The sequence below is a fragment of the Rhodococcus sp. 05-2255-3B1 genome (assembly GCF_002258545.1).
Lineage (GTDB): Bacteria > Actinomycetota > Actinomycetes > Mycobacteriales > Mycobacteriaceae > Rhodococcoides.
In genome coordinates this window covers 1,903-3,593 of sequence record NZ_NOZC01000013.1, presented here as the reverse complement: position 1 = coordinate 3,593, position 1,691 = coordinate 1,903, and the positions used below count along the sequence as shown (strand labels likewise).

Annotated in this window: 1 protein-coding gene; it reads right to left on the bottom strand. The window is 67.6% G+C overall.

Annotated elements, in window-relative coordinates:
- A partial coding sequence (locus tag CH249_RS08465; protein WP_218828394.1) for an acetyl/propionyl/methylcrotonyl-CoA carboxylase subunit alpha occupies positions 1–1,691 on the bottom strand: 1,691 nt, incomplete at both ends.

The window sequence follows — 1,691 nt, the reverse complement described above, 5'->3', positions numbered from 1 at the left end:
GGTGCCTGCTTTGTGGGCGTTGACGGGGTTTTCCATCTTCATCGCTTCCAGGACGGCGATGAGGTCCCCGGCCTCGACGGTGTGGCCTTCGTCGACAGCGACTTTGACCACGGTGCCCTGCATCGGTGCGGTCACCGCGTCACCGGATGCCGCACCGGCTCCGGCACCACCACGGGTACGCGGTTTCGGCTTACGCCGCACTGCACCCGCGGGCCCACCACCGCTGTTGCCGCCGAGGGACAGTTCCCCGGGCAGGGAGACCTCGACACGTCGGCCACCGACCTCGACGACGACGGACTGCCGCGGCAGCACCTCCTCGTCGCCGATCGGTTGTCCGGCGGTGAACGGGGCAACCTGGTTGTCCCATTCGGTTTCGATCCACCGGGTGTGCACCGAGAACGACTCCCCGTCGCCGATGAACGCCGGATCGGAGACCACCGCAGCATGGAACGGGATCACCGTCGCCAACCCCTCGACGGTGAACTCGGCGAGGGCGCGACGCGACCGCGCGAGGGCTTCCTCGCGGGTGGCTCCGGTGACGATGAGCTTGGCGAGCATCGAATCGAACTGGCCCCCGATCACCGAGCCGGATTCGACACCGGAATCGACGCGCACACCCGGACCCGACGGGGCAATGAACGTGGTGACCGGGCCCGGTGCGGGCAGGAACCCACGGCCGGCGTCTTCGCCGTTGATCCGGAACTCGAACGAATGCCCCCGCGGTTCGGGATCTTCGGTGATCGACAGTTCCTCACCGTTGGCGATCCGGAACTGCTGCAACACCAGATCGATGCCGGAGGTTTCCTCGGTGACGGGGTGTTCGACCTGCAGGCGGGTGTTGACCTCCAAGAACGACACCAGCCCGTCCTGGCCGACGAGGTATTCCACCGTCCCGGCACCGTAGTAGCCGGCTTCGAGGCAGATCGCTTTCGCCGACGAGTGGATTTCCTTGCGTTGGGCGTCGGTGAGGAACGGGGCGGGGGCTTCTTCGACGAGTTTCTGGAAGCGGCGTTGCAGCGAGCAGTCGCGGGTGCCTGCAACGACGACGTTGCCGTGCTGGTCGGCGATGACCTGCGCTTCGACGTGGCGGGGCTTGTCGAGGTACCGCTCGACGAAGCATTCGCCCCGCCCGAACGCCGCGACCGCTTCGCGGGTGGCCGAATCGAACAACTCGGGGATCTCCTCGCGGGTACGGGCGACCTTCATGCCGCGTCCGCCGCCACCGAACGCGGCTTTGATCGCGATCGGCAGGCCGTGCTCGTCGGCGAAGGCGAGGATCTCGTCGGCGTTCTTCACCGGTTCGGAGGTGCCCGGAACGGAAGGGGCTTTCGCGCGGGCGGCGATGTGGCGGGCGGTGACCTTGTCACCGAGGTCGCGGATCGACTGCGGAGACGGCCCGATCCAGATCAGCCCGGCATCGATCACCGCCTGGGCGAAGTCGGCGTTCTCGGAGAGGAACCCGTAGCCGGGGTGGATGGCGTCGGCACCGGACTTGGCGGCGGCGTCGAGGATCTTGTCGATCACCAGATACGACTCCGCCGAGGTCTGACCCCCCAGGGCGAACGCCTCGTCGGCCAACCGAACGAACGGGGCATCGGCATCGGGCTCGGCGTACACAGCGACACTGGCCAACCCGGCATCGGCGGCCGCCCGGATCACCCGCACCGCGATCTCACCACGATTGGCAACNA